Source organism: Leifsonia sp. SIMBA_070 (genome assembly GCF_046534635.1).
GTDB lineage: Bacteria > Actinomycetota > Actinomycetes > Actinomycetales > Microbacteriaceae > Leifsonia.
The window spans coordinates 1-272 of sequence record NZ_JAWRYK010000275.1 but is presented as its reverse complement, the minus strand read 5'-3'; the positions used below and the strand labels follow the sequence as shown (position 1 = coordinate 272).

Annotated in this window: 1 protein-coding gene; it reads right to left on the bottom strand. The window is 66.9% G+C overall.

Features of this window, described 5'->3' with window-relative positions; genetic code table 11:
- A partial coding sequence (locus SB754_RS20330; protein WP_410784172.1) for an SIP domain-containing protein occupies positions 1 to 272 on the bottom strand: 272 nt, incomplete at both ends.

Sequence of the window (272 nt, the reverse complement as noted above, 5' to 3'; positions counted from 1 at the left end):
CGTCGTCGTATTCCTCGCCGGCCACCTTCGGGCTCTTGCCCGCGGCGAGCGCCTGCGTATAGACGGCCAATGCCTCGGCCCCGTTGGTCTCGAACTTCGAAGCCCACTTCTCGCCGTCGAAACGCCAGTATCCGATCACGTCGCACTGCTCGGTGGTCCAGCCATGCTGTCGGCGCAGATGCTTGCGCACCGCCCGCGACGCCTTGGCCTCTGCGGCGAACCAGCAGTAGCCGCGGCCTTCCGGGTGCTCGAACTTCTCTACCGCCACGTCC